The sequence below is a fragment of the Neobacillus sp. PVCKKU3 genome, from assembly GCF_058323225.1.
The window spans coordinates 26063-49958 of record NZ_JBLVQN010000032.1 but is presented as its reverse complement, the minus strand read 5'-3'; the positions used below and the strand labels follow the sequence as shown (position 1 = coordinate 49958).

At 39.4% G+C, this 23896-nt stretch carries 21 protein-coding genes; 3 read left to right on the top strand and 18 right to left on the bottom strand.

Annotation, left to right across the window (positions count from 1 at the left end; translation table 11 throughout):
- Positions 1 to 204: 204 nt before the first annotated feature.
- From ACNQGS_RS20015 to ACNQGS_RS20000, 4 genes are all read right to left on the bottom strand, one after another.
- Entirely contained in the window at positions 205 to 600 is a 396-nt protein-coding gene (locus ACNQGS_RS20015) for a VOC family protein (protein WP_491488893.1), read from the bottom strand.
- 257 nt (positions 601 to 857) lie between these two features.
- Positions 858 to 2591 carry a phosphoenolpyruvate--protein phosphotransferase gene (ptsP, locus tag ACNQGS_RS20010; RefSeq protein ID WP_491488892.1) on the bottom strand — a complete coding sequence of 578 codons (1734 nt, stop codon included), beginning with the start codon at positions 2589 to 2591 and terminating at the stop codon, positions 858 to 860.
- Positions 2591 to 2854: a phosphocarrier protein HPr gene (locus tag ACNQGS_RS20005; RefSeq protein ID WP_491488918.1), complete on the bottom strand. Its 264-nt coding sequence runs from the start codon at positions 2852 to 2854 to the stop codon at positions 2591 to 2593. Before ACNQGS_RS20005 ends, ptsP begins: the two co-directional genes overlap by 1 nt.
- A gap of 61 nt (positions 2855 to 2915) precedes the next feature.
- Positions 2916 to 4979 carry a BglG family transcription antiterminator gene (locus tag ACNQGS_RS20000; protein ID WP_491488891.1) on the bottom strand — a complete coding sequence of 688 codons (2064 nt, stop codon included), beginning with the start codon at positions 4977 to 4979 and terminating at the stop codon, positions 2916 to 2918.
- Between the two features lie 433 nt (positions 4980 to 5412).
- Between ACNQGS_RS20000 and ACNQGS_RS19995 the strand changes: the two genes are divergently transcribed.
- On the top strand, positions 5413 to 6336 hold the full coding sequence (locus tag ACNQGS_RS19995) for an alpha/beta hydrolase (RefSeq protein WP_491488890.1): 924 nt from the start codon (positions 5413 to 5415) through the stop codon (positions 6334 to 6336).
- Positions 6337 to 6453: 117 nt separating this feature from the next.
- Here ACNQGS_RS19995 and ACNQGS_RS19990 read toward each other — a convergent pair whose 3' ends face one another.
- Positions 6454 to 7038, bottom strand: a complete 585-nt coding sequence (locus ACNQGS_RS19990; RefSeq protein ID WP_491488889.1) for a hypothetical protein — start codon at positions 7036 to 7038, stop codon at positions 6454 to 6456.
- 583 nt (positions 7039 to 7621) lie between these two features.
- Between ACNQGS_RS19990 and ACNQGS_RS19985 the strand changes: the two genes are divergently transcribed.
- Together ACNQGS_RS19985 and ACNQGS_RS19980 are read left to right on the top strand one after the other, a co-directional pair.
- On the top strand, positions 7622 to 8023 hold the full coding sequence (locus ACNQGS_RS19985) for a hypothetical protein (protein ID WP_491488888.1): 402 nt from the start codon (positions 7622 to 7624) through the stop codon (positions 8021 to 8023).
- 469 nt (positions 8024 to 8492) lie between these two features.
- Positions 8493 to 10244: a multicopper oxidase family protein gene (locus ACNQGS_RS19980; protein WP_491488887.1), complete on the top strand. Its 1752-nt coding sequence runs from the start codon at positions 8493 to 8495 to the stop codon at positions 10242 to 10244.
- Positions 10245 to 10505: 261 nt separating this feature from the next.
- Here the strand turns inward: ACNQGS_RS19980 and ACNQGS_RS19975 are convergent, their stop codons facing one another.
- From ACNQGS_RS19975 to cobD, 13 genes are all read right to left on the bottom strand, one after another.
- The gene (locus ACNQGS_RS19975) at positions 10506 to 12482 is read right to left on the bottom strand and encodes an acetoacetate--CoA ligase (RefSeq protein WP_491488917.1); all 1977 of its coding nucleotides are present in this window, start codon (positions 12480 to 12482) and stop codon (positions 10506 to 10508) included.
- 82 nt (positions 12483 to 12564) lie between these two features.
- On the bottom strand, positions 12565 to 13353 hold the full coding sequence (locus ACNQGS_RS19970; protein ID WP_491488886.1) for an enoyl-CoA hydratase/isomerase family protein: 789 nt from the start codon (positions 13351 to 13353) through the stop codon (positions 12565 to 12567).
- 44 nt (positions 13354 to 13397) lie between these two features.
- Positions 13398 to 14594, bottom strand: a complete 1197-nt coding sequence (locus tag ACNQGS_RS19965; RefSeq protein ID WP_491488885.1) for an acetyl-CoA C-acetyltransferase — start codon at positions 14592 to 14594, stop codon at positions 13398 to 13400.
- A gap of 139 nt (positions 14595 to 14733) precedes the next feature.
- Positions 14734 to 15024, bottom strand: a complete 291-nt coding sequence (locus tag ACNQGS_RS19960; protein ID WP_491488884.1) for an antibiotic biosynthesis monooxygenase family protein — start codon at positions 15022 to 15024, stop codon at positions 14734 to 14736.
- 27 nt (positions 15025 to 15051) lie between these two features.
- Positions 15052 to 15936: a VOC family protein gene (locus ACNQGS_RS19955; RefSeq protein ID WP_491488883.1), complete on the bottom strand. Its 885-nt coding sequence runs from the start codon at positions 15934 to 15936 to the stop codon at positions 15052 to 15054.
- Positions 15937 to 16137: 201 nt separating this feature from the next.
- Positions 16138 to 17712 carry a bifunctional 3-(3-hydroxy-phenyl)propionate/3-hydroxycinnamic acid hydroxylase MhpA gene (mhpA, locus tag ACNQGS_RS19950; protein WP_491488882.1) on the bottom strand — a complete coding sequence of 525 codons (1575 nt, stop codon included), beginning with the start codon at positions 17710 to 17712 and terminating at the stop codon, positions 16138 to 16140.
- A 186-nt stretch (positions 17713 to 17898) separates the two neighbouring features.
- Positions 17899 to 18876, bottom strand: a complete 978-nt coding sequence (locus ACNQGS_RS19945; protein ID WP_491488881.1) for a fumarylacetoacetate hydrolase family protein — start codon at positions 18874 to 18876, stop codon at positions 17899 to 17901.
- A gap of 48 nt (positions 18877 to 18924) precedes the next feature.
- Positions 18925 to 19641, bottom strand: a complete 717-nt coding sequence (locus ACNQGS_RS19940; RefSeq protein WP_491488880.1) for a FadR/GntR family transcriptional regulator — start codon at positions 19639 to 19641, stop codon at positions 18925 to 18927.
- Between the two features lie 896 nt (positions 19642 to 20537).
- Complete coding sequence (locus ACNQGS_RS19935; protein ID WP_491488879.1) at positions 20538 to 20972, bottom strand: bifunctional adenosylcobinamide kinase/adenosylcobinamide-phosphate guanylyltransferase; 435 nt, start codon at positions 20970 to 20972, stop codon at positions 20538 to 20540.
- Positions 20921 to 21547: a histidine phosphatase family protein gene (locus ACNQGS_RS19930; protein ID WP_491488878.1), complete on the bottom strand. Its 627-nt coding sequence runs from the start codon at positions 21545 to 21547 to the stop codon at positions 20921 to 20923. Before ACNQGS_RS19930 ends, ACNQGS_RS19935 begins: the two co-directional genes overlap by 52 nt.
- On the bottom strand, positions 21499 to 22257 hold the full coding sequence (gene cobS, locus ACNQGS_RS19925; RefSeq protein ID WP_491488877.1) for an adenosylcobinamide-GDP ribazoletransferase: 759 nt from the start codon (positions 22255 to 22257) through the stop codon (positions 21499 to 21501). Before cobS ends, ACNQGS_RS19930 begins: the two co-directional genes overlap by 49 nt.
- Positions 22257 to 22805, bottom strand: coding sequence for a bifunctional adenosylcobinamide kinase/adenosylcobinamide-phosphate guanylyltransferase (locus ACNQGS_RS19920; protein ID WP_491488876.1), 549 nt, complete (start codon positions 22803 to 22805; stop codon positions 22257 to 22259). The genes cobS and ACNQGS_RS19920 overlap by 1 nt, the downstream gene beginning before the upstream one ends.
- Positions 22802 to 23887, bottom strand: a complete 1086-nt coding sequence (gene cobD / locus ACNQGS_RS19915) for a threonine-phosphate decarboxylase CobD (protein ID WP_491488875.1) — start codon at positions 23885 to 23887, stop codon at positions 22802 to 22804. Before cobD ends, ACNQGS_RS19920 begins: the two co-directional genes overlap by 4 nt.
- Positions 23888 to 23896 lie beyond the last annotated feature (9 nt).

The window sequence follows — 23896 nt, the reverse complement described above, 5'->3', positions numbered from 1 at the left end:
CTGGAAATCATGCAAGATAATCATTTCTTCAAAATAACATAAAAATGCCACCTATCTCATTTTTTCGAGATAGGTGGCTTTTATTCTTTAAGGGCGGATGAACATCGCGTGGTACAAGCAAATATTTCACCTAATCATCAGAGCTTAATTCATCCCAGTCTATCTAACTTTGAGGCACGAGAACCGTCCCCTTGCTTCATATCACTAAGGAAGATTTATTTGCCACGAAACGCCGAAACGGTCATTTACCCAACCAAACTTTTTACTGAACCCATAATTGTTTAAAGGCATAAGTGCTTGTCCGCCTTCAAGGAGTTTCTCATAAAGAAAGTCAAGTTCCTCTTCAGTATTACAAGTAATAAAGATTGAGAAAGAAGGTGTAAAAGAGAATTGATGTTTGACAAAACTGTCAATACACATAAATTCTTGGCCTTTCAAGGTAAATGTAGCCTGCATGACGGTGCCTTCTGGACCTGCTTCATTAGCCCCGTATCTAACAATGCTTGTAATTTGAGAATCCTCAATGATAGATGTATAAAAATTCATCGCTTCTTCTGCGTTGCCTTCTTGAAACATTAAAAACGGTGTTACCTTTTCCATTTTTTATCCACCCCCTAATTATATGTACTAGATTATATTATAGTTGATTTTATTATTGAACTAAAGCATCGAGATTGGTTTAATAGCAAGTCAAAAACAATATCTGCATTTACCATGGTTTTCTATTTTGTGGTGGAAATACACTATGTATCATCATGTTTTTACAAGAAATAATGAATAATAGTTAATAAGGACTGTTTTATTTTCCAAAAAAATAAAACAGTCCTCTTTAAGTATCGTTTTTTTAATTGTCGTCTTTATTTAATAAATTCCTTTACGGCTTCGATTACTTCATTTGTAGTTCTCATTTGCAAGGCTTTTTCTGCTAAGTTTTTCATTTCGGCTTTAGAAAGTCGAAGAATTTGGGAACGTGCTTTCAGGATCGATGTTGCACTCATGGAGAACTCATCGAGTCCAAGGCCTAAGAGAAGTGGAATGGCTGTTTCGTCCCCTGCCATTTCACCGCACATACCTGCCCATTTACCTTCAGCATGAGCAGCATCGATGACCATTTTAACCAATCTTAAGATGGACGGACTGTAAGGTTGATAGAGATAGGAAACACGTTGGTTCATACGATCAGCAGCCATTGTATATTGAATTAAATCATTTGTACCAATGCTGAAAAAATCCACTTCCTTAGCAAACTGATCAGCCAAAACAGCAGTAGAAGGAATTTCTACCATGATGCCGAGCTCGATTTTTTCTGATACCTGCTGGCCTTCAGCCAAAAGCTTTTGCTTCTCTTCTTCAAGAAGTGCCTTTGCCGAACGGAACTCATCAAGTGTAGCAATCATCGGAAACATGATTTTTAAATTTCCATAAATGCTTGCTCGAAGCAAGGCTCGAAGCTGTGTTCGGAACATATCCTGCATTTCTAAGCATAAGCGAATCGCCCTAAATCCAAGGAACGGATTCATTTCTTTTGGCAGTTCTAAATACGGCAGTTCTTTATCGCCGCCGATATCAAGGGTGCGAATCACGACAGGCTTTCCTTCCATTCCCTCTAATACAGCTTTAAACGCAGCAAATTGCTCCTCTTCTGTTGGAAGCTGAGTGCGCCCCATATATAAAAACTCCGTTCGGTATAAACCGACGCCTTCGCCCCCATTTTCAAGCACTCCGGTGAGATCCTCTGGTTTTCCGATATTGGCAGCGAGTTCAACATGCATGCCATCTTTTGTGATGGTCGGCTCATTGACCAGCTTGGCCCACTCTGCCTTTTGTGCTTCGTAAGCGGCCTTTTTCCCGTTATATTCTTTGATGACCTCTTCAGTTGGATTGACAATGACCTTTCCATCTAATCCATCAAGAATAACAACATCGCCATTTTTAATGTCTTCCATGACCGTTTTGGTTCCAACAACAGCTGGAATTTCCATAGATCGAGCCATTATAGCCGAATGAGAAGTGCGTCCGCCGATATTGGTTGTAAATCCTTTAACAAACTGACGGTTTAATTGAGCAGTATCAGAAGGTGTTAAATCCTCTGCAATCATAATCACTTCTTCAGAAATCAAGCTTGGATTAGGGATTGTTACCCCTAAAAGATGCGACAATATCCGCTTGGCCACATCGCGAATGTCAGCAGCCCGTTCCTTCATATATTCGTTATCTAATGCTTCAAACATTGATACGAACATGTTGACCACTTCTTGTAAGGCAAACTCTGCATTAACGTGTTCATCTTTTATTTTATCTTTGATTTGTGTAATAAGTTCCGGGTCATTTAGGACAAGCAAGTGGGCCTCAAAAATTTCAGCCTTATCGTCGCCCAGATTCAAAGAGGTATGCTCTTTGATTTTCTGAAGTTCTCCCTTTGACAACTCAAGGGCCTGTTCAAAGCGTTTTATTTCGAGATTAACATCTGTAACCGCGTTTTTCTCCACTTTCAAGTCAGGATTTTCTAAGCGGAAGGCTGTTGCAATCGCAATACCGCTTGATGCCGCAATGCCTGAAATCTCTTTTGTTAAAACTTCTTCCGTTATCATTATACGAGACCTCCACTTTTTAGAGTATCTTCTAATAAACTAAGTGCTTCATTTTCATCAGAGCCTTCAGCCGATACCTTGATTGTTGCACCTTTTGGAATACCTAAAGACATAACACCCATAATTGATTTTAGGTTTACTGATTTGCCGTTGTATTCTAATGCGATCTCAGCATTAAATTTGCTTGCTGCTGATACTAGTATTGTTGCTGGGCGTGCATGGATCCCTGTTTCATCTATAATTGTGAACGTTTTGCTTACCATAATAAAATCAAGCTCCTCTAGTTTTAAATTACTCTTTAGCTTATTTCCAAGGAACGACTGTTCAGTCAATTGTGGAGTTTTGGCTAAAAAATGATGTGATGTCGTCTATCGACTCTAAATCTTTTAAAATTTCAAGATTGTCTGGTTCATTTAGCAGTTCTGTCAACTGCGAAAGTGCCTTAAGATGGTTTGTATTATCTGTCGCTGCAATGCAAAACAGCAATCGAACTGGATAATCATGGTTGTTTAAAAAGTAAACTGGCTTTTTAAGCTTTAAAAAGCTCATCCCAATCCGATTAACTCCCTTTTCCGGACGAGCATGCGGGATTGCTACCTCCGGACCAATGACGACATATGGACCTAATGTATCAATATTTTCAATCATCGCATCAACATAGGATGTTTCAATTGTCCCGTTGATCAGAAGAGGATTTGCCGCTGCTTTTATTGCCTCTTTCCAATCAACAACCTCTTCCATTACCTGGATGGTTTCAGCTTGCAATAAATCCTCTAATGATGGCTGTTTCCCTTTATAAACATTTTCTTTTTTATAAAATATGAAGCGACTTAATTCCTTCTTTAAGCCTTCTTCATCGTAAATTGTAGTGAACTTTCCAATGGTTTGAATCAGTTCTTTCAAGGAAATATCGTGATAGTGAGTGCCAAACAGCAGGTGATAAACTTCTTTGACTAAATTATGCTTTTCATTTGGTGTCATAATTGGCTTCACATAAAAACAAGGTAGTTTTGTCTCTAGCTTTACTGTCGAAAAAACTAAATCATAATGGTCATATTGTCCTTCCTGAAATTCTCGTAATGATAAGGTTTTTTCAACTTCAATCTCTGAGAAAAGTGATTCCAGCTGGTGTTTCACCATTAATGACGAACTAATCCCGCTTGGACAAACCACGATGGCTTTCTTATTTTCCGGCATCTCCTGTTTTGGTCTTTCTAACAAAGCTCCAAAGTGGATTGTGATAAACCCTATTTCCTCCTCAGGGATGGTGATTTTCAACAAGGTTCCAATCGGATGCAGTATTTCCTTTACAAGCATGTATAGCTCTTTATGCTCATTCTTAATTTGATTAAGCAGTGGATTTTCAACAGGAATCCGGTACTTCATACGAAAAAAGGCAGGCTTAAAATGCTGGTACAACGTATGGACCACTTCATCCTTTTTTTCAAAAACGATGCAGGCCTTGGTCTCAAAATCAAAGACAAGCTGTTCGCAAAGTTTAAATAATAAATCCTGTTCACGCTTGGGGGCAGAACTTTTTCCAAAAGATAAACCAAGAAATTGGACCGTTAAGAAACATAACTCCGCTTCCTCATTCTCGAGATGGAGAAGTTGACTTAAAGTTAACGCCACTTCATGCATCGGATCTTTTATTAATAGAGCAACTTCATCTGAGTGAAATTGTACAAACTTTTTTTTCAGTCGCCGATAATAATAAAAAATCAAAAAATTGGCTAATTGATGTAAACGTTCTTCTACAAAATTAAGAGAAAACTGCTTTTCAATTTGTTTAAGAATGGTTAAAACTTCTCGAAAACCAATTTTTTTAGTTTCTTCCTTTAATAGATAATCCAACAGTTCTTCAAAGTAAGGGACCTGGATCAAGCGGGATATGTAGTGCATGGCAAGAGCTCTTTTATCGAACTCTGTTCCAACCAGATGATAGCCATGTTTTCGGGAATAGCGTATTTCCACCAAGAAAGAGCCAATCATTTTATTTGCCTTTTTAATATCGGAAATCACCGTGTTCTTACTGACTTGTAATAGCTGCGTTAAATGAAAGGATGAAATAGTATCATTTCGCATAAATACATAAAGGTAGATAACCGCCAAGCGTTCTTCTTCGGAAAAAACAAAATTCCGCTCATGATGATTTAAATCCTGATCGCGAAAATATTCCACTACAGCATCAGGCACTACAATATAATGAACACCTTTGAATTGGATGATGGGGAGGTCTTTCTCCTTTAGCCATTGATTCACTTTATCCAAATCATAGGATATTTGACGTTTCGTTAATTGCGTTGCATCCATAATCTGATTCATGTTGACACTCTTCACTTTTAAAAGATAATCCAATAAAAGCGAAGGACGTTTATCAATCATCATTGGCTTGCCCTCCTATAAACATCATAATATCAACCGCTTTCATTTGGTTTACCGATTGGGAACAAATGATGTACGGATCAACTTACAAAATTGCGCTGAAGTCCAAATAAGACAAATACTTATTTTAATATAGACGATTCAAACAATAATATGAACTGCAGCAAAAGAGGCACACCGTTGTCGGCATGCCCCTTATATGTTGCTAGCAATACTGGTTATTCAATTCCCATCGTGCTGATGTCGTTTTGTTCCATTTTAACTCCCCCAGTTAACTTGTTATTTCACTGCCACTTCAAAAACCGAACATATTTTCTTGTGTTTTCGCAAACAACTTCATCCAAAAATCCTAATATAGTAATTTTGGCTTTTCCGTTTTTTGTTCATCGGCATATGATAAAGTACCGATTACTTAAAATGGACAGGAGGAGTTAGAATGGATGAAGAGAGTAAGGAGAAAAAAAGTAAATCCCTATGGCGGCCGTTATTGGCAGTACCCTTTTTATTTTTTCTCCCCCCTCTTAGCATCGGCTTGTATCTAACCCATCCCTTCCCTGCAAAAACTACGAAAAACCCGAGGGATTACGGTATGGATTTCGAGGAAATCGAATTTCACAGCAGAAAAGACAAAGTTAAGCTAGCTGGCTGGTGGATTCCTTCGGCTTCAAAGCAAAGCAAAAAAACAGTCATTACTGCACACGGATATATGAATGAACGTTCCATGGAAGGGATTGAAGGACTCAAGCTTGCTAGAGTTCTTTCCGAACAAGGATATAATGTGTTGATGTTTGATTTTCGAAATGCCGGTAAATCGAAAGGAAGAACGACAGGGTTGGGATTCTTTGAAAATCACGATTTATATGCAGCCATTGATTATGCCATTCAGAAAAAAAATCAGAAACACATCGCTCTTCTTGGCTGGAGTATGGGTGCTTCCACTGCACTTATTGCCGGATGCGAACATTCTGCAGTCTCTGCCATCATTGCCGATAGTCCCTTTAGTGACTTAGAACCGTTTTTAAAAGAAAATCTTTCTTATTGGTCCAAATTACCGAAGAAGCCCTTCACACCGATTATTTATCACTCCATGCGAAAACTCCTAAAAATTGACCCTAATGAGGTTTCCCCAATCAATCATGTAAAGAACGCTAAGGGAAAATCTTTCTTATTCATTCACAGTAAAACAGATAAAGCCATTCCTTATACCGAAAGTAAAAGTTTATTCCATTCCGTCTCATCCAGTAACAATAAAGAATTATGGCTGACAGAGGGTTGTCAACACATTCATTCTTATCCTATGAATAAAAAGGAGTATACACGCCGTGTTGTCCAGTTCCTTGATAGGTACTTTAGATCTTAGTTTTTAGTTTAATATCAAACGGTGCATAAAATATTTCATAAGGTCCCTAAATAAAACAAATGGAGAAAAACGGATCGCTTTTCTCCACTTGGATAGATTATCAGGACCAGGAGCTTTCTATTTAGTCGAGTTCATCGAGTTGATCTCTTCTAAAATATGATTAGAATAAGCTTGGCAATAGTTCATAACGGCATCCACGACTACTTGAGAAGAATATTCCAAGTAATTCTCCATATAATTTCTATTATTCGGTTCCAGGAAGATCCCGATAAATCCAATCAATAAATCGTTAACTAGCTTGGTTTGGAAGTAAACACTTTCGGCATGTGGTACTTGCTCTTCAATGGTTGAGCCTTGATATACTAACTCCTTAAACCTAGGCATGTTTTCGGCGATGAAATTAGATTCTTTCACTTGATTAGGAACATTCTCCAAAGTCGATTGGAAGCTTTCATGAGAGAGAAACTTCTCTTCTTCAATACACTCCATTAAGAAAGATACGGCAGTATTGGTATATGCATATTGAAGGGTAACATTTACCAATAGTGACTCCAGATACTCTTCAGGAGAACCCACACTGTCTCTTGCTTGTAAAAAAAGCTTCCTAATCCCATTTTGCAACTCCACTTTATCCCAATTGGGCTCCCTAATAATCGCACTAAAAATATCCGCTGTGTTTTTCGATAGCACCTCTATTGACAATGCAGTCATCTCCTTGAAGTAGTTTATTTTCGTTAATATGTATAAGCCTAAGGTTAGGCTCATCTATTACAACTTTGTTTTAAATTAAAGAACTTTCTGATAATCTTACAAAAATTATGACAGCCTACATTAATTATAACGCAGACATCAGATGACATAAACTGAATTTAAGTAAGAAATTTATGAGGTTTGCTTTTAAACACACCTTATCTTCATATCCTTATTATTTGGCCCACTTAAAACATTCATCGACGGTAAGATTTATAAAGCCTAACCAAAATGTCAACTAAGTTGACATATTGTTCTATTCGATTTAAAATATTATTAGTGAACTTGGTTGACAATTAGAATAATGAGAAAAGCGATTATGTTTAATTTAGTAGAAATAGTCACCTATGCTGCACTTGGTTTCTACAAGATATAATACCTTAGAACAATAGATTAACAGCTTAAAGGTTTGATTAAACCAAAAATAATGGTATGAAGAAACATGATTCGATTGTTTTGGAGTGGGGATTTGATTTAATCATGAAGTCCATTAAACCCATTTAAAATCATGTATCTTAAGAATGGAGAATATTGCATGTATGAAAAACTTTATGTTATTTATAATCCGTTAACTGGCTGTAAAGATTGGGTATCTGAAAGAGAATTTAATGTTGGCTCACTAAAACTGAAAAGTATATTCGGTGTTCTTTATTTTAGCGATTTAAAAATCATGTTACGTTTTAATGCCCCTTTCAAGACTGCGATTGTAAAAGAATATAGGTTAGCAAATGAACAATCGGTTGCCCTATATCATGTATGCCGATTGATAAGTCAAGCAGAATTGATGGAATTTCTAAACCTGGAAGCGAAAAACAAAGCTCAAAATGATAACAACGATGTTCCCTATCCATCTAGTGTAGAATTGAAAGATGGTTATTTTATTTGGAATGAGCATTCAGGTTGTTATGAACAGGAAGCAGTTTTAACGACGGTCTGATGATACCTAATAAATATTTCAAACACACCAGGAAATTTTATTAAAGAGTTGTTAGTAGTAATTTATTTTAATTTTTATTATCTTAATAAACACAAAATAATTAAAAAAAGGACCGAACATGCTCTAACATGTCCGGTCTGGCAAAAGACGGTTCCCTTAGCGGGGGATCGGCTGAGAGTCCAAATAATCCACCTCAAGGGTGGATTATTTTTTTCGGTTAAATGACAGAATGGTTACGGTTAAACTCATTTAATATCCATTCCAACAATTTTCTGGTGCATGGGGACGGTTCTCATGATCTAAAAGCTGACTCATGTTATATATCAACCAACCTTCCTCTAGAACAAGCAGACAAAAAGTGAAGCAAAAGAACCGTCCCCATGCTTCATCTATACGAATATCCAAACAGATTTATTGGACATGCATAGGATAAACAATGAATCTGTTTTTTGAATGGAGCAGCTAAATATTGTCGTTTTTAAAGAAGTTTGTTGATGCTTTGCCTCTGCCTTCTGTGATACAACCTGTTGGTCATCGAGACGGGATCCCCTACTATGAGGTAACGATGAAGCAAGTAAGACAGAAGTTGCACAGAGACTTACCGGATACAACAGTTTGGGGTTATAACGGGATGTATCCTGGTCCTACATTTGAAGTTCTTAGGAATCAGCCTATTCTTGTCAAGTGGGAAAACGAATTGCCATTTGAACATCTTCTGCCTGTGGATAGAACGGTTCATGGTGCAGAACCCAGTGAACCCTCTGTTAGAACGGTTGTGCATTTACACGGAGGACGTGTACGACCGGAAAACGACGGATATCCAGAAGCCTGGTTTACGCGAAATTTCAAGAATTTTGGTACTAAATTCTTGCATGAAGTTTACTACTATCCTAATTGTCAGCGTCCCACAACGCTCTGGTATCACGACCATGCAATTGGGATTACCAGATTAAATGTATATACAGGGCTTGCAGGCTTTTATTTGATTCGGGATCAGAAAGAGGAGAAACTGAATCTCCCTCGGGGAAAATATGAAATTCCGTTAGTGATACAAGATCGGTCATTCTATCCTAATGGTGAATTATTCTATCCATCACAGCCAGGCCATCAGCCGCCTCCACCGTTTTTCCCAGCCCCGGAGCCACCTCCACCATTTGATGAAAGCGCATTGCCCAATCCATCTGTCGTTCCTGAGTTTTTCGGTAATACCGCTTTAGTTAATGGGAAAGTATGGCCCTATCTTGAAGTCGAACCGCGAAAATACCGTTTCCGTATCCTGAATGGCTCTAATGCCCGGTTTTACCGATTACGGCTAAGCTCCGGCCAAGATTTTATTCAAATAGGAACAGATGGCGGATTTCTAAAGAAACCTGTTAAAGTTTCCAATGCCACGGGGCTTTTACTTGCTCCAGGGGAACGTGCAGATGTGATTGTCGATTTCTCAAAACATAAAGGTCAAAAATTCATCCTGACAAACGACGCACCAGCACCATTCCCTAATGGCTCCCCTGATGCCCCTCCCCTTCCGCAAATTATGGAATTTCGTGTTCGTAAAAAAAACTCAAAATCAGATAAAAGTCAAATCCCTAAAAAACTAAGCTGCTTAGAAAGACTCGAACCAAATGGTGTGACGGTTAGACAGAACTTCTTAATGGAAATTGATGATCCAGAATTTCCTGCCCGCTTGAAACTTTTACTGAACGGTATGGAGTGGGATGAATTACCGATTACTGAAACCCCTTATAATGGTACCGTAGAAGTATGGGAGCTGTACAACCTGACGGGTGATACTCATCCCATTCACTTGCATCTTGTCCAATTCCAGATTCTGAATCGTGAACCCATTGAAGTTGATGAAAATGGAAATGTCACGATTATAGGTCCGGCACGTGAGCCAGATCCTAATGAAAGAGGTTGGAAAGATACCGTTCGTGCTAATCCTGAAGAAGTCACTCGTATTATTGCCCGGTTTGGACCATTTACTGGAATCTATCCTTGGCATTGTCATATCCTTGAACATGAGGATCACGAAATGATGCGTCCGTATGAAGTACTCCAAAATCCGAATTTCGACCCCTGCATTCCGATTCCAGAAATGTGTGATGAGGATTCGTTTACTCAATGCCGTCAAGAGGACTACGAACATTGTGGGTGTAAAGAAGACCATGATGAGTCAAGTTCACATGATGAATCAAGTTCCTATGATGAATCCAGTTCCTAGCACCACGTTAATAATATTAAGGAAATAGGAAAAAGAGAGACTAGCTTAAAAATCGCTAGTCTTTTCATATTTCTTGATTACAGGAGTACTGCCCCACTAATTTGCCGACCAGACCCCTCTTTATAATTCACAATAAGTGGCTAAAGATTTTTAATAGTTTTTATTTGTATAAAAGAATCTAGGTTTTCAGTAGATAAGCTAAAAAACAAGACGGTTCTATTGCCTCAGTTTTTGAGGCAATAGAACCGTCCCCGTGCTTCCTTACCTAGACTCTAACAATCTTTTAAATTCAACAAAGTAATCCAACGTTTCTGGATTGTTCAGGGAACCCAAGTTAACCGCTTGCTCCATAGGTACTCCCATTAATATTTTTTTAATCGGCACCTCTAGTTTCTTGCCGTTTAGTGTTTTCGGTAGTTCATTTACAGGTAAAATTTCATTCGGTACGTGCCTTGGAGAACAGTTTTGCCTAATAGATTGATTGATCCTAGTTTTCAATTCATCTGTAATACTGAAGCCTTCCTTTAAAACGATAAATAAAGGCATGTAGGATTGTTCGGCACTTATTGGAATATCTACAATTAAACTATCAATTATTTCTGGAATACTCTCAAGGGCACTATAGATTTCACTTGTACCCATTCGAATACCTCCACGGTTAATCGTCGCATCTGACCGGCCGTAAATGATCGCCGAGCCTCTTTCGGTAATCTTGATAAAATCCCCATGTCTCCAAATATCAGGAAAAACATTAAAGTAACTTTCTTGATAGCGTTCTCCATTCTTATCATTCCAAAAATAAATCGGCATAGACGGCATCGGTTCGGTCACAACAAGTTCACCGATTTCATTGATCACTTCTTCTCCCGCATCATTATATGCCTTCACAGCTGACCCCAAAACACGAGCTTGTATTTCCCCGGAATAAACAGGCAGGGTTGGGCTTCCCCCCACAAACCCGGAACAAATATCTGTTCCACCGCTAGTAGAAGTCAGCCATATATCTTCTTTTACCTGCTCATAAACCCAGTCAAATCCGCTTTCCGGCAGTGGTGAACCTGTAGAACCAATGCTTCTTAAATGAGAAAGGTCAAATTGTTCTTTTGGTTTAACTCCTGCTTTCAAACTGGCCATTAAAAAGCTGGCACTGGTGCCAAAGGTTGTCATTTTTGTAGATTCGGCAAGACTCCACAATGTTTCATCATTTGGATAGTTTGGATTGCCATCATATAAAACAATAGCCGCACCTGTCAGTAACCCGCTAACGGTTACGTTCCACATCATCCAGCCTGTTGTAGTGTACCAAAAAAATCGATCGCCCTTCTTAAGATCCACTTGAAGACCAAGGAATTTTAGATGCTCAAGGAGGATACCCCCCTGACTTTGTACAATCCCTTTAGGTTTTCCTGTGGTACCTGATGAATATAGGATCCAGAGTGGATGATTAAAAGGCACCGGCTCGAATGTTAAAATGACATTATCATTTTCAGAAATAACTTGGTCCCAAAGGACTGTATTATTCAACTCGGATAGTTCCGGCTGCGTTTCTAGGTAAGGTACTAGAATGGTCTTTTTTAGTGATGGAAGTTCAGCTTGTATCTTTTTTACAAGCTCCAACCGGTCATATCTCTTTCCCCCATACTGATAGCCATCAACTGCAATCATAACAGTCGGTTCAATTTGCTTAAAGCGGTCAATGACACTTTGGATGCCAAATTCAGGTGCACAGCTCGACCAAACCGCTCCAATACTAGCACATGCCAGAAAGGAAGTTAACGTTTCAGGAATGTTCGGTGCATACCCTACGACCCGATCTCCACTTTTGACCCCTAATGACTTTAAGTATGTCGCCATTGCAGCCGTTTTCTTTCTTAGTTCAGCCCAGGTGACTTCCTGTACGGGACGAATCTCAGATTTATGAATGACAGCAGCTTTTTCTGGATCTTCATTCCTGAATACATGCTCTGCATAGTTTAAAGTGGCTCCCTCAAACCATTTTACGTTTGGCATTCTATTTCCAGATAAAACAACCGTGTAATCTGTTTCTGATTTTATATTAAAAAACTCCCAAATAGCTGTCCAAAAATGTTCAATTTCTGTTACAGACCAATCCCATAACTGATTGTAATCTTCAAATGTGAGCCCTCTATTTTCCTCCAGCCACATCATAAATTTCTTTATATTCGACTGGTTTATCGTTTGTTGTGAGGGCTCCCAAAGTAACTTCCCTTTCAGCATTTCAGCTTCCAATCCAATCCCTCCGATTAAAGATCAAACTATGAATCAATAAAAAATTCACTATTTTACTAGGAATACAATCCTAACCCTTTAAAAAATCAGCTTCGCGCTTTTCAAGAAAGGCAGCGATTCCTTCTTTTCCCTCTTCACTGCTTGCTCTTGAAGCGAGCAGCAGGGATTCCTTGCTCATTTGTGTTTCCAATGTTTCTTGGAGCGAATGAAAGAACAATTTTTTCGTTTCGCCGAATGCATTCATCGGTCCTTTTGCCAAGCTTTCTGCAACGCCAAGGACAACCTCCGATAATTGGTCATCCTGAACGACTTGATTGACAATTCCCCAGTCACATGCCTCTTGTGCCGTTAACTGTCGATTCGTATACATTAACTCAAGGGCACGACGCATCCCGACAAGACGAGGTAAAAAATAGCTGCCAGATCCATCAGGTGTTAATCCAATTCGGTTATAAGCCATCACAAATTTTGATTTCTCCGATGCATAGACTAAATCACATGCGCATGCAAGACTCATTCCGGCACCTGCTGCTACTCCATTCACCGCCCCAATGAACGGTTTATTCATTCTTGTAAAAAAGGAAATCGCTTGATGTAAGTATGCCGTTACCGATTTCAGATGAGAACTTATTTCGTCCCCTTCCTTTGCGAAACTTTTTAAATCACCGCCAACCGAAAACTTATTACCCGCTCCAGTGATCACGACTACTCTAATGTCATCACGCTCGGAACAAACAATCGCAACATCCATCAGTTCATTGGCCATTTGCAAATCCAGTGCATTTCCTACTTCCGGACGGTTTAACGTGACAATTCCAACATGGTTTTCAACCGATAAACGAACAACTTTGTTTTCCAAATCGATTCCTCCTTAAGTTTATTAGTTTATTTATTTTTTCAAAATCAGACCCTCTCAATAATCATCGCAATTCCTTGACCGCCGCCAATGCAAAGAGTAGCTAAGCCATATTTTAAATTACTTTTCTTCAGTTCAAGTGCTAAAGAATACGTGATTCTCGCACCACTTGCACCAAGAGGGTGTCCCAAAGCGATTGCTCCCCCGTTCACATTTACTTTTTCCTGGTTAATTCCCAATTCCTTTATGACAGCTAATGATTGTGCCGCAAAAGCCTCATTCAATTCAAATAAATCAATGTCAGCCAAGGTTAAGCCTGCCTTTTCTAATGCCCGTTTGCTTGCTGGTACAGGTCCAATCCCCATGATTTTTGGATCCACTCCTGCTACTGCCCAGGAAACAATCTTCGCTAACGGTTTTAAACTATGTTCATGTACATAATCTTCAGAAGCTAATACGACCGCCGCAGCGCCATCGTTAATTCCACTGGCATTACCCGGCGTTACAGTACCGTCTTTCTTAAATGCCGGTTTTAATTTTCCTAAACCTTCTAGACTAACACTATCTCTAATATGTTCATCTACTTTTATAATCGTTTCTTTTCCTTTTTTATCACGGATGATAATTGGGACTATTTCATCTGCGAAGCGTCCGTTATCTCTTGCTTTTCCTGCTTTTTGCTGTGAGGTAACCGCAAACTGATCCTGTTCTTCTCGTGAAATGTTATACTTTTCTGATAGATTTTCTGCGGTCATACCCATTCCGCAGCCAACATATTGATCAATTAACGTTTCCCATAGCATATCCACCACCACTGGTGCCTTACTTGGGGAGCCGAACCGCGTTCCCTTTAAGATTTGCGGAGCTAGACTCATATTCTCGGTGCCACCAGCCACAATGACCTTTGCTTCCCCCAATGCAATGGACGTTGCCCCGGTTACCATAGCCTGTAATCCTGAACCGCAGAGCCGATTCAAGGTAAGGGCAGATGATGACTCTGTTAATCCGCTATTTAAACCAATATGTCTGGCCAAATAGGCGGAATGTGCTCCAGTCTGGACGACATTTCCAAATACTATTTCATCAACATCGGAAGCAGGTATGCCACTTCTTTCAAGTGCCCCTTTAGTTGCTGCCACGCCTAATTCCAAATCACTAATATCCTTTAATGATCCTCCGTATGTACCAAAAGCTGTTCTTGCTCCATCAACTATATAAGTTGTCATGATATCTCTCCTATTCATTATTTTTTTGTTTAATTTCTTCTTTTTATATGTAGAATCCTGCAATTTCATTTAGAAAAATAAAAGGGGACGAAAAAGTCAGCTTATCTTGACCTATGTCCCCTCCGTTAATAAAAATTCTCTAAATAACCGTTTATTCTCAGTCTACTTTTTCATAGTGCCCTGCATGTGGAATGTGTAAATAATAAGGGCCAATTAGTGACTTCATTTCCTGATAATCTGTTGAATTTTTAAATCCCGTTACATGGTCATCTACTGTTTCCCATTTAATTAAAACCAAATATTTATTTCCTTGCTCCATACATCGATGCAGTTCATATCCTAAGCAACCCTTGGCAGACGATACGATAACGGCTGCCTTTTGAAAAGCGTTCTCAAATTCCTGCTCCGTTCCCGGTTTCACATCAATCAACAAGGTTTCTTGTACCATAGAGTCAGATCCCCTTATAGAAACTACTTATACTTTAGCCAAATCCAGTTCAAACTCTGTTCCCCAAGCACTCAAAGCTTCCCAAACCTTTGGTTTGAGCGGAAGTACCTCATGCCATGGACGAGGCTCAAAGATCCCAAGCTCTGGAATAAATACATCCATATCAATATACAATTCCACAACATTTTCTTCCGGGTCATGATGGTAAGTTGCAATATTATGTCCTGCGGTATGGCGGGAAGGGCCCCAAAGAGTTGGACGTCCCTGCTTGGCCAATAAATCCGAGCTAGCATACTGATGGCTTGCATCCTTTAATTGGAAAGCAATATGGTGTAAACGCGTCTCATCTGAAGCAACAACATTTAATACATGATGATCTGTATTGCATGTTAAGAAATTAGCGAAGCCTACTCCAATTTGGTCCGTAAATGAGAAGCCTAATGCATCACGGTAAAATTCTATAGTCTCCTGAAAGTTTTTCGCATAAAATGCCACATGCCCTAATTTAAGAGGAACAATACCTGAAGAACCAAAGCCAACAGCCGATTGCTCCATCTCTGTAAATAATTCAATGACATTGCCGGCTGGATCCTGTAATTCTAGTAATCTTGAAACACCCGGCTTGGCATCTATTTTCAAGCTAGAAGCAATTCCTTTTGCATGTAATTGTTCCTGTACCTCTTCTAAAGTGAGATTCCCGTCTAATTGGTAGCCATATCTGCGAACCGCTTTTTCCTCTGCTGGCGTGATCACAATATTATGATGGTCGAAACCGTTACTTAAATAGGTAACTCCGTCCTTCTCCTCTGTAATCCGATATCCCATTGTATTAGTATAATACTCGACCATGGTTTCACTGTTTTTTGCAAAAAAATCCAAGTACACTAAACGAAATATTTTTACGTTTGACATCGCACATTCCCCCATAAGGTTTATTTTTAAAAAGTTTATAATCCCAAAATTATTATTTTTTTAAAAAAATATTGTATAATGTACTTCTAGACTTTCCCAAGTCTACCAACTGTTTCTGGTTTGCCCCAAACAAATCAGAAACCAATCATAAAGGATGCCCGTCCTTTATGATCATTTGGCAGCTGTCTTAGAAGCGTATCGTTATCTAACAGCTGCCTTATTGATGAACTGCCCCATTTGTTTGATTAAATCTTCAACAACTAAGGATAATTCAGCCAATTTTGCAGCGCCACCAAACATATAATAATCAGGGCGAACCACAACAGCCTCTAAGCCAGTTGTATGAAAATACTGTTTGTATTTTCCCTCAATATCTACTACCTGATGAGCTGATTCTAATTGTGGATCGTAAGCTTCCGTAACTTTTATAAATTTCGCACCTAAATTCTCAAGGAAGGTGACCTGTTCCTCCTGTAAAATGTTCCTAGGGTCATCGACTGGACTCATAATCAGCCACCCGTCTCCAACGACATCGTCAAACAATCCAGTCTTGCCCTGATAGTTTACCTGACTCTGGAAAGATAGTTTTCCCGTGTAATTCCCTGGTTCCCCAAGAATTCCATCGGTCAAAAATGGAAATTCGGGCATTGGCGGCACCTTGCCGGTAAAGAATGCCTCATCCCGAAGTGCAGCAGCCTCTGGATCGGTTACACAAATCACTTTTCCTAAAAACAAGGCTGCTTCGACCACATCCCGATTATGTGGTTTCCGTTCTTTCGTATACATATCGAGGAAGTTGTCATCCACTTTTCCACTTAAGACCAAATCAAGCTTCCAAGCTAAATTCTTGGCATCACGAAGGCCAGCACACATCCCTTGACCCATGAATGGCGGTGTTAAGTGAGCAGCATCGCCAGCCAATACCAGTCTGCCTTTTCTCCATTCATCCACCCATAAGGCTTTAAATGTATAAATCGCTTGCCGTTCTAACACAGAATTCGCTGGAGTAATATCCCAAGGCTCCAATAACTTCCAAGCCACTTCTTCCTTGTTCAAATCTTCTTTTGTTTCTCCTGGAAGGGCCATGAATTCCCAGCGCCTTCTTCCGGGGCCACCTGAAACAACGGTAGTGGGACGAGCTGGGTCACATAGTTGTAAATTCATTGGTGTCCAATCCCTCTCGGTTTGAGGAATGATGTCTACCACTAGCCAATCTGCTACAAATCCAAGATCTGTGATCGTATGTTCCATATTTCTTCGGACAAAACTATTAGCCCCATCACAGCCAACCACATATTTTGCACTGACTTTGGTTTCTACTCCCTGTAAATCCTTTACAACTAACTCTACATGGTCATCAAATTCGTTTAATGCAACAGCTTCTTTTCCCATATTTACGTCTACTGTTGCCTGTTGGCGGCAGGCTTTGTCCAATAATCCTTCGAGCTCCGGCTGATTAAAGAATAAATGGCCTGGCCATCCTGAGACCCCAAATTCAGAAAAGTTCAATTCTAAAAGGGTTTTCCGCTCGGCATTACACCACGTGTATAAGTCGTCGGCAACCTCTGTTATTCTCTCAATTTCACTTGCAGGAATAACCGATTGTAGAATCCGAGCAATTTCATCATCAAAATGAACGGCTCTCGGCAATGGATATTCTTGAGGAAATCTTTCATATATGCCAACCTTCCATCCCTTTTGTCCGAGCAAGGTGGCTAATAGCTTTGATACAGGACCATAACCGACAATAGCAACATCATGAATTTCTTGATTCATCTACCAAACCCCTTTTCAACTATTAATATTTGGATGAACCCCGCATGTAAGCGGATACATTTAAAACAATTTAAGTTCTTATTATGCTTTTCAAAATGTAGTGCTAATTGGGTTAAAATAAAGGGAAGCTGGGATCAGGATGATTAGAGCGGCTTATGTAATTCCCAGCATTATATGATAAGTAAATTAGGAAATGGCAACCTTACTTGGTACTACCTTGTTTACTTGCTCACCAAGGTCGATGGTTCCATCAGCACTTCTGATTTGGCAGCGAATAACATCACCATCTTCAAGATATTTACCATTGTTGATTTGGTTTTCCACAAGTAAATCTAATTTCTGTTGGTATGGGACTGCTAGGCTTGAAATTTGACCAAGTATTTCCGGAGAGAGATTTAAGGCTACACCGCCTGTTGTTCCAGTAATAATTAAATCTCCCTTTGATAGATTCATAATTTCTGATAGTTCAGTAAGTGTCTCTGCCGGTTTGAAAAGCAGTTGGTTCGTGTTGGCCGATTGGCGAAGCTCGTCATTGACAAAACATTTTAGTTCAAGGTCATGAATGAGGGCGGTTTCATCTTTGTCCAATAAGTATAGGTACGGCCCTGTAGGTCCAAATGTTCGGTAGCTTTTCCCTTTTAGCCATTGACCTTCACAAAGCTGGACATCCCTTGCAGATACATCATTCATAATGACAAGACCGGCAACATATTGATGAAGGGTTTCATCTGTCACTTCTACAGCTTGAGAAATCTCAGTTCCGATCACTAATCCCAATTCAATTTCATAGTCTAATAGCTGCACATGTGATGGTCGGATAATTTCCGAATATGCGCCGCAAAGTGAGCTATCTGCCTTGCTAAAAATCAGGTTAAACGGCGGGCGCGTTGCTTCCAAGCCAGCTTCAGCACGGTGAGAAGAATAATTGGCTCCTTGGCAGACAATTCTTGCCGGCTGTGTCACCGGGCTTAAGACAGTCACTTCATCTAGTGAAACAGTCTCCCCAATTCCACTTTCTTTCACTTTTCTAGCCTCTACTACACCTTCTTCTAAAAATTGCGCTAAAGTGCTATAAGTATTTTTTAGGGCAATAATTTGATTGTTTGAAACAACACCCCAAGACTCTTTACCTTGCTTTTCGAATCTTACAACTTGTAATCCCATTTTTTTGCTCCTCTCTAAGTCGAACTATTTTTTAGTAAAAAGTTAGCTTTAAAACCCGTATATTTTATCTAAAATTCTTTTCACACGTAAGATTAATTCTGTCATTTTTTGCCGGGCCAACTCTTCATCCCTTGCTATGATGGCATCGTAGATAGCACGGTGTCGATCCAGCACTTCTTTTGTTGGCGTATCATATGGTGATTCCGGAAAATCCTTGGCAGCCTGTATCGTTTTTTCGCGGCTTTTCACTAGCGCTTTTCGAAGTGTTTTAACTGTGTTAATCATGAGATCGTTGTGGGAAGCCTGCAGGATGCTTTCATGGAAATCATAATCCGCACTTGCCCAGGCCTTTTCATCCCCAATTGATTGCTCCAGACGCTCAAAAGCAGCTTTCATTTTCATCATGTCCTGATCAGTTGCTCGTTTAGCTGCCAATGCCGCGGCCGTCGGTTCAAGACCTAATCTCACTTCTGTTAAATGCACCAAAAAGTCGGTATTATTCTCATCCTCTATGACCCATGTTAATACATCTAGATTCCACCATTGCCAATCGGAACGGGGAAGGACAACCGTACCAGCTTTTTGATTGGAGCGAACAAGCCCAAGTGTTGTTAATCCTTTAAAGGCTTCACGAACTACGGTTCGACTTACCTCATATCTTTCACTTATATCTTCCGCCTTTGGTAATATCTCACCTTGAGCGAATTCCCCTGTTACGATTTTTTTGCCAAGCTCATGGACTAACTGATCACTTCTATTTTTCATTTTGAAACCTCCTCCTCCCCTGGCATGGCTTTTTACCTTCTAAATAGAATACATGATATGAAATTGGATTGGAGGTTATTTTGTAGAATAAACCATGTCGGTGCTAGTAAACTTGAATTAAACACCTGCCTTTTAAAAGGTATGCTTGAAATCGGAAATAATAAATATTACTTATCTGAATATTATAATAAGTAATATTTATTATCTCGTCAATATATTTTCTGAATTTTTATTTTTAAATTTGAACAAATGAATTATAAAGACGAAGCAAAAGAACCGTCCGAAACCGATGAATAACACTCCTAAGTTTAGGTTCACATAGAAAAAACGGCTCCTGTGAACGTAAAATGTCTTTAATACACTATCTATTTTGCCCGTGAGCGCTAGAAAAGAGTTGTACGGGTAAAAATAGGCCTTTTATTTTGCCCGTGTGCTTAAGAATAGTATCGCACTGGTAAAAATAAACAGGCCTATTCTGCCCATGAGTATAAGAAAAAAGTCGTACGGGTAAAAATAAGCCTTCTATTTTGCCCGTGAGCGCTAGAAAAATAGCGCATCGGTAAAAATAAGAAACTTATTCTGCCCGTGAGCGCTAGAAAAATAGCAAATCGGTAAAAATAAGCAGCTTATTCTGCCCGTGAGCGCTAGAAAAATAGCAAATCGGTAAAAATAAGCAGCTTATTCTACCCGTGAGCGCTAGAAAAATAACAAATCGGTAAAAATAAGCAACTTATTCTACCCGTGAACGCTAGAAATATAGCAAATCGGTAAAAATAAGCAGCTTATTCTGCCCGTGAGCGCTAGAAAAGTAACGCACTGGTAAAAATAGGCGGCTTATTTTGCTCGTGCAGCCCAAGAAAAGTATCGCTCCAGCTTGATAGGATCTCAGCGTATAACTATTTGACTCTCTTCACTAATCCATTCCATACAAACTCCACTCCATCTGAAACGCTTGCTGCATCCTGTGCAATCCACCCAGCCAGATCCCTTAGTCTTCTTTCATCCTTTTGCAAAGGAACAATTCCCTTCCCAACCTCTAACATGATAAGGACTATTTTGTTTTTTCTATTTTCCTCCTCCTTAAGGAGGGTCTTAAATATGGTTTTAAATCCCCTTCGAATCTCGTCATTGTCTTCACTATTCTGAAGCTCAGACGCAATCCATTTTTCCCATCCCTCCATTACTAACGTTGAGCCATTCTCCCATTTTGCTTCCCAATCCTCCACACTATCTCCCTCATAGGCAGATACCCAGCTGAAGGTTCCATTATTTGCTTTTACTATTTTTCTTTTTCCTGAAAAGGCACCGCCGATAACGAGCTGCACACCCATTCCCCCTTCCGCTGCTCAAAAGTTAATCGAATACCATGTCCATGCGAGATGGTAAGCTCCCAAAAAGACCTGGAGGATACATATTTTGAAACAAAATAGCGGATGACACCTCCATGGGTCATAACAAGAATTTTCGCAGGAGTAGTTTCCATCGCTTGCTGAAATAACTCATTAAAAAAGCAATCAATTCTAGATTTGAATGCATCAGCTGACTCTCCATTAGGTATGGAATAGGCCTCCCAATCCACTAGCCAGTTTCGATAGGCGATCTGATTCTTTAGCTCGTCATACGTCTTTCCTTCCCAGTCGCCAAAATTAATTTCTCTTAATCTATAATCAATTTGAACCTGTGACGGAATGCTTAAATAGGCTAAAGTTTCCTGACAACGTCGTAAATCACTAGTAAATACATGGTCAAAATTTACTCTCGATAACACTTTTTGCAGATTATTCAACTGAGATAGTTCGCTTCTTATTACTCCGATGTCAGAATGGCCTAAATACCTTTTCTCCTTATTCCAATTTGTTATCCCATGACGAACGAGATATACATCCATGTGATTACAAGTCCCCATAATTCGCCTCCTTCAATCGCTGTCCCTAATAAATCTCCATTCGTCCCTTTAAAGCTATGTTTAATCCAAGCTCCAAATAGGCCAATAAATATAATGTAGGCAGGAAGTAAATATAGAAAGTCATGAAAGAAGAATAATAGTATACATACAGGGATTGCTGCATACAAACAATCAAGCCGATTTACGTTTTTCTTCCACTCCCATGCCAAGCCATGCTGTTTAGCGGTAGGTAGAAAAATCATTAAAACAACGGCTCCAAAACGTGAAAACGCCATGATAAAAAGAAAAGAATACAAATGGAAACCAGATTCAATCAACGAATAAATCAATAATGTTTTCCATGCTAATAAAAAAAGAAGTGAAATGATGCCAAAACTTCCGACATGTGGGTCTTTCATAATCTCCCATTTTCTCTCTAAGGGAGCATTGGAACCAACTGCATCCGCTACATCCATCCACCCATCTAAGTGTAATCCTCCAGTGAGATAGCCCCATAAAGAAACGATGAGCAATGTCATAATAGGGATAGGAAGATACGACTGAAATATGTACAGCATGATCGTAATTATTGACCCCAGTACTGCACCGACAAGCGGATAACTCCTTAATGCCCATCTGCTTGTCTGTTTGGTCCATGGACATTCAATGGAAAGAGGAATTCGTGTTAGAAATTGAACCGCAAGTATAAACCCAAAGAACATTAGCTTCATCAAATTTCTCCCTTCCAATACATTGGAATCCCCGCGCGGACCTCGGCGGCAAGGTCTGATTGCTGCACAATCGATTGATGGAGACGCTGTAAAGTATACATATATCTTTGTACAGCCTCATCAGTGGAAGGAATCCCTTCATTTACATCATTCGAAACAATTAGAAGGTGAAATTGCTTTTCACGTGCAAGACATAGCCAGGAATTCACACTGGCTTCTGTCCTTTCCAATCTATGGTCAAGCTCGAACATGACATTACTTAACCATATCGTCAAACAGTCTATTAAAATAACATCACCTTTTTTACATTGTGACAGAATCGGTTCAAGGTAAAAGGACTCTTCAACCGTTTGCCACTCCTTCCCCCGATCTTGCTGATGAATTCGAATCCTTTCATCCATTTCATCATCACTTTTTTTAGCTGTCGCAATGTAATAAAGTGATCCTCTTTGATTTTCCTCCTTCATTTTATGAAAAAACGAAAGAGCCGTTTGCTCTGCTAAATGACTTTTCCCTGACCTAGCACCACCTGAAATAAAGAGGATCATGACTCATTTCTCCACTTTTGGAGCACAGCTAGTAACTGTTCATTTTCCAAGTTTGACCTTATGGCAATTCGTAAGAACTCACCATTTAGTCCTTTAAAGTTGTGAGTGTGCCGTGTAAGGATTCCGTTTTCCAATAAAAAAGAATAAAGCTCGTCAGTTCGTTGGGGCTGTTTCTGATCTCGCAAAAGATAAAAGTTTACTTGTGATGGAGAAAAGTAAAACCCTAATGAAGTTAATCTCTTGAACACATTTCGAGATTCCTCATGCAGCCATGCTCTTGTTTCGTCAACAAAACGGCGGTCTTCAAGTAATCTCGGAATTAACGCATCTACTAAAGAGTTAATACTCCAAGGAATTTGTTCATTTTTCAAAACCTTAATAATCGTTGGATGAGCCATTATATATCCGATTCTAAGCCCAGGGATTGTATACATTTTTGTTAAAGAACGTAATAATATTAAATTTGGGTAAGACGATAACCATGGAGTAAGTGTAGGAACGGATGTCGGAAGAAAATCAACAAAGGCTTCATCCACTACTACATATGTACCAGTTTTTTTCCCTTCCTCTAACAATAGCTGCAAATCTTCTTCATCAATTACCGTTCCAGTTGGGTTATTAGGGCGACAAAGAAACATAACATCTTTTTCAATAAACTTTTCTCGAATCAATTGGACTGGTAATGTAAATCCACTTTCATGGCCTACTAAAATATCTTCCACATCAATATGGTAATGATGACAGGCTCGTTCATATTCCAAGAAGGTAGGGTGAACAATGAGCGCTTTCCTTTTTTCAAAATATTTTGCTACTAAAAAAACGGCCTCTGCTCCCCCGTTTGTTAAAAGGACCTGGTCTTGGTCTATCCCTTCATGCTCTGCTACCGAAGCGCTGCTATTCGAATATGTTGGCTCTGGATAACGGGTTATCGTCTTATAGTGTTCTTGTAATGCATCTTGCAGCCAGGAAGGAGGTCCTAAAGGATTTAAGTTTGCGCTAAAATCGAGTAATGCTTTATCGCCTTTAATATGAAAGAGTTTTTTTATTGTTTCAGGTTGTCCGCCATGATTTGGCCATTTCATCCTTTCACC

What these genes read in the sequence shown, in the direction of transcription:
- ACNQGS_RS19975 (WP_491488917.1), bottom strand. Translation starts at nt 12,482, where the DNA reads ATGCTGAAAGGGAAGTTACTTTGGGAGCCCTCACAACAAACGATAAAC.
- ACNQGS_RS20015 (WP_491488893.1), bottom strand. Translation starts at nt 600, where the DNA reads ATGGAAAAGGTAACACCGTTTTTAATGTTTCAAGAAGGCAACGCAGAA.
- ACNQGS_RS19965 (WP_491488885.1), bottom strand. Translation starts at nt 14,594, where the DNA reads ATGAATAGGAGAGATATCATGACAACTTATATAGTTGATGGAGCAAGA.
- ptsP (WP_491488892.1), bottom strand. Translation starts at nt 2,591, where the DNA reads ATGATAACGGAAGAAGTTTTAACAAAAGAGATTTCAGGCATTGCGGCA.
- ACNQGS_RS19945 (WP_491488881.1), bottom strand. Translation starts at nt 18,876, where the DNA reads ATGGGATTACAAGTTGTAAGATTCGAAAAGCAAGGTAAAGAGTCTTGG.
- ACNQGS_RS19935 (WP_491488879.1), bottom strand. Translation starts at nt 20,972, where the DNA reads ATGGGTGTGCAGCTCGTTATCGGCGGTGCCTTTTCAGGAAAAAGAAAA.
- ACNQGS_RS19995 (WP_491488890.1), top strand. Translation starts at nt 5,413, where the DNA reads ATGGATGAAGAGAGTAAGGAGAAAAAAAGTAAATCCCTATGGCGGCCG.
- ACNQGS_RS19985 (WP_491488888.1), top strand. Translation starts at nt 7,622, where the DNA reads ATGTATGAAAAACTTTATGTTATTTATAATCCGTTAACTGGCTGTAAA.
- ACNQGS_RS20005 (WP_491488918.1), bottom strand. Translation starts at nt 2,854, where the DNA reads ATGGTAAGCAAAACGTTCACAATTATAGATGAAACAGGGATCCATGCA.
- ACNQGS_RS19920 (WP_491488876.1), bottom strand. Translation starts at nt 22,805, where the DNA reads ATGATCCTCTTTATTTCAGGTGGTGCTAGGTCAGGGAAAAGTCATTTA.
- mhpA (WP_491488882.1), bottom strand. Translation starts at nt 17,712, where the DNA reads ATGAATCAAGAAATTCATGATGTTGCTATTGTCGGTTATGGTCCTGTA.
- ACNQGS_RS19930 (WP_491488878.1), bottom strand. Translation starts at nt 21,547, where the DNA reads ATGGGGACTTGTAATCACATGGATGTATATCTCGTTCGTCATGGGATA.
- ACNQGS_RS19940 (WP_491488880.1), bottom strand. Translation starts at nt 19,641, where the DNA reads ATGAAAAATAGAAGTGATCAGTTAGTCCATGAGCTTGGCAAAAAAATC.
- cobS (WP_491488877.1), bottom strand. Translation starts at nt 22,257, where the DNA reads ATGAAGCTAATGTTCTTTGGGTTTATACTTGCGGTTCAATTTCTAACA.
- ACNQGS_RS20000 (WP_491488891.1), bottom strand. Translation starts at nt 4,979, where the DNA reads ATGATGATTGATAAACGTCCTTCGCTTTTATTGGATTATCTTTTAAAA.
- ACNQGS_RS19960 (WP_491488884.1), bottom strand. Translation starts at nt 15,024, where the DNA reads ATGGTACAAGAAACCTTGTTGATTGATGTGAAACCGGGAACGGAGCAG.
- cobD (WP_491488875.1), bottom strand. Translation starts at nt 23,887, where the DNA reads ATGAAATGGCCAAATCATGGCGGACAACCTGAAACAATAAAAAAACTC.
- ACNQGS_RS19955 (WP_491488883.1), bottom strand. Translation starts at nt 15,936, where the DNA reads ATGTCAAACGTAAAAATATTTCGTTTAGTGTACTTGGATTTTTTTGCA.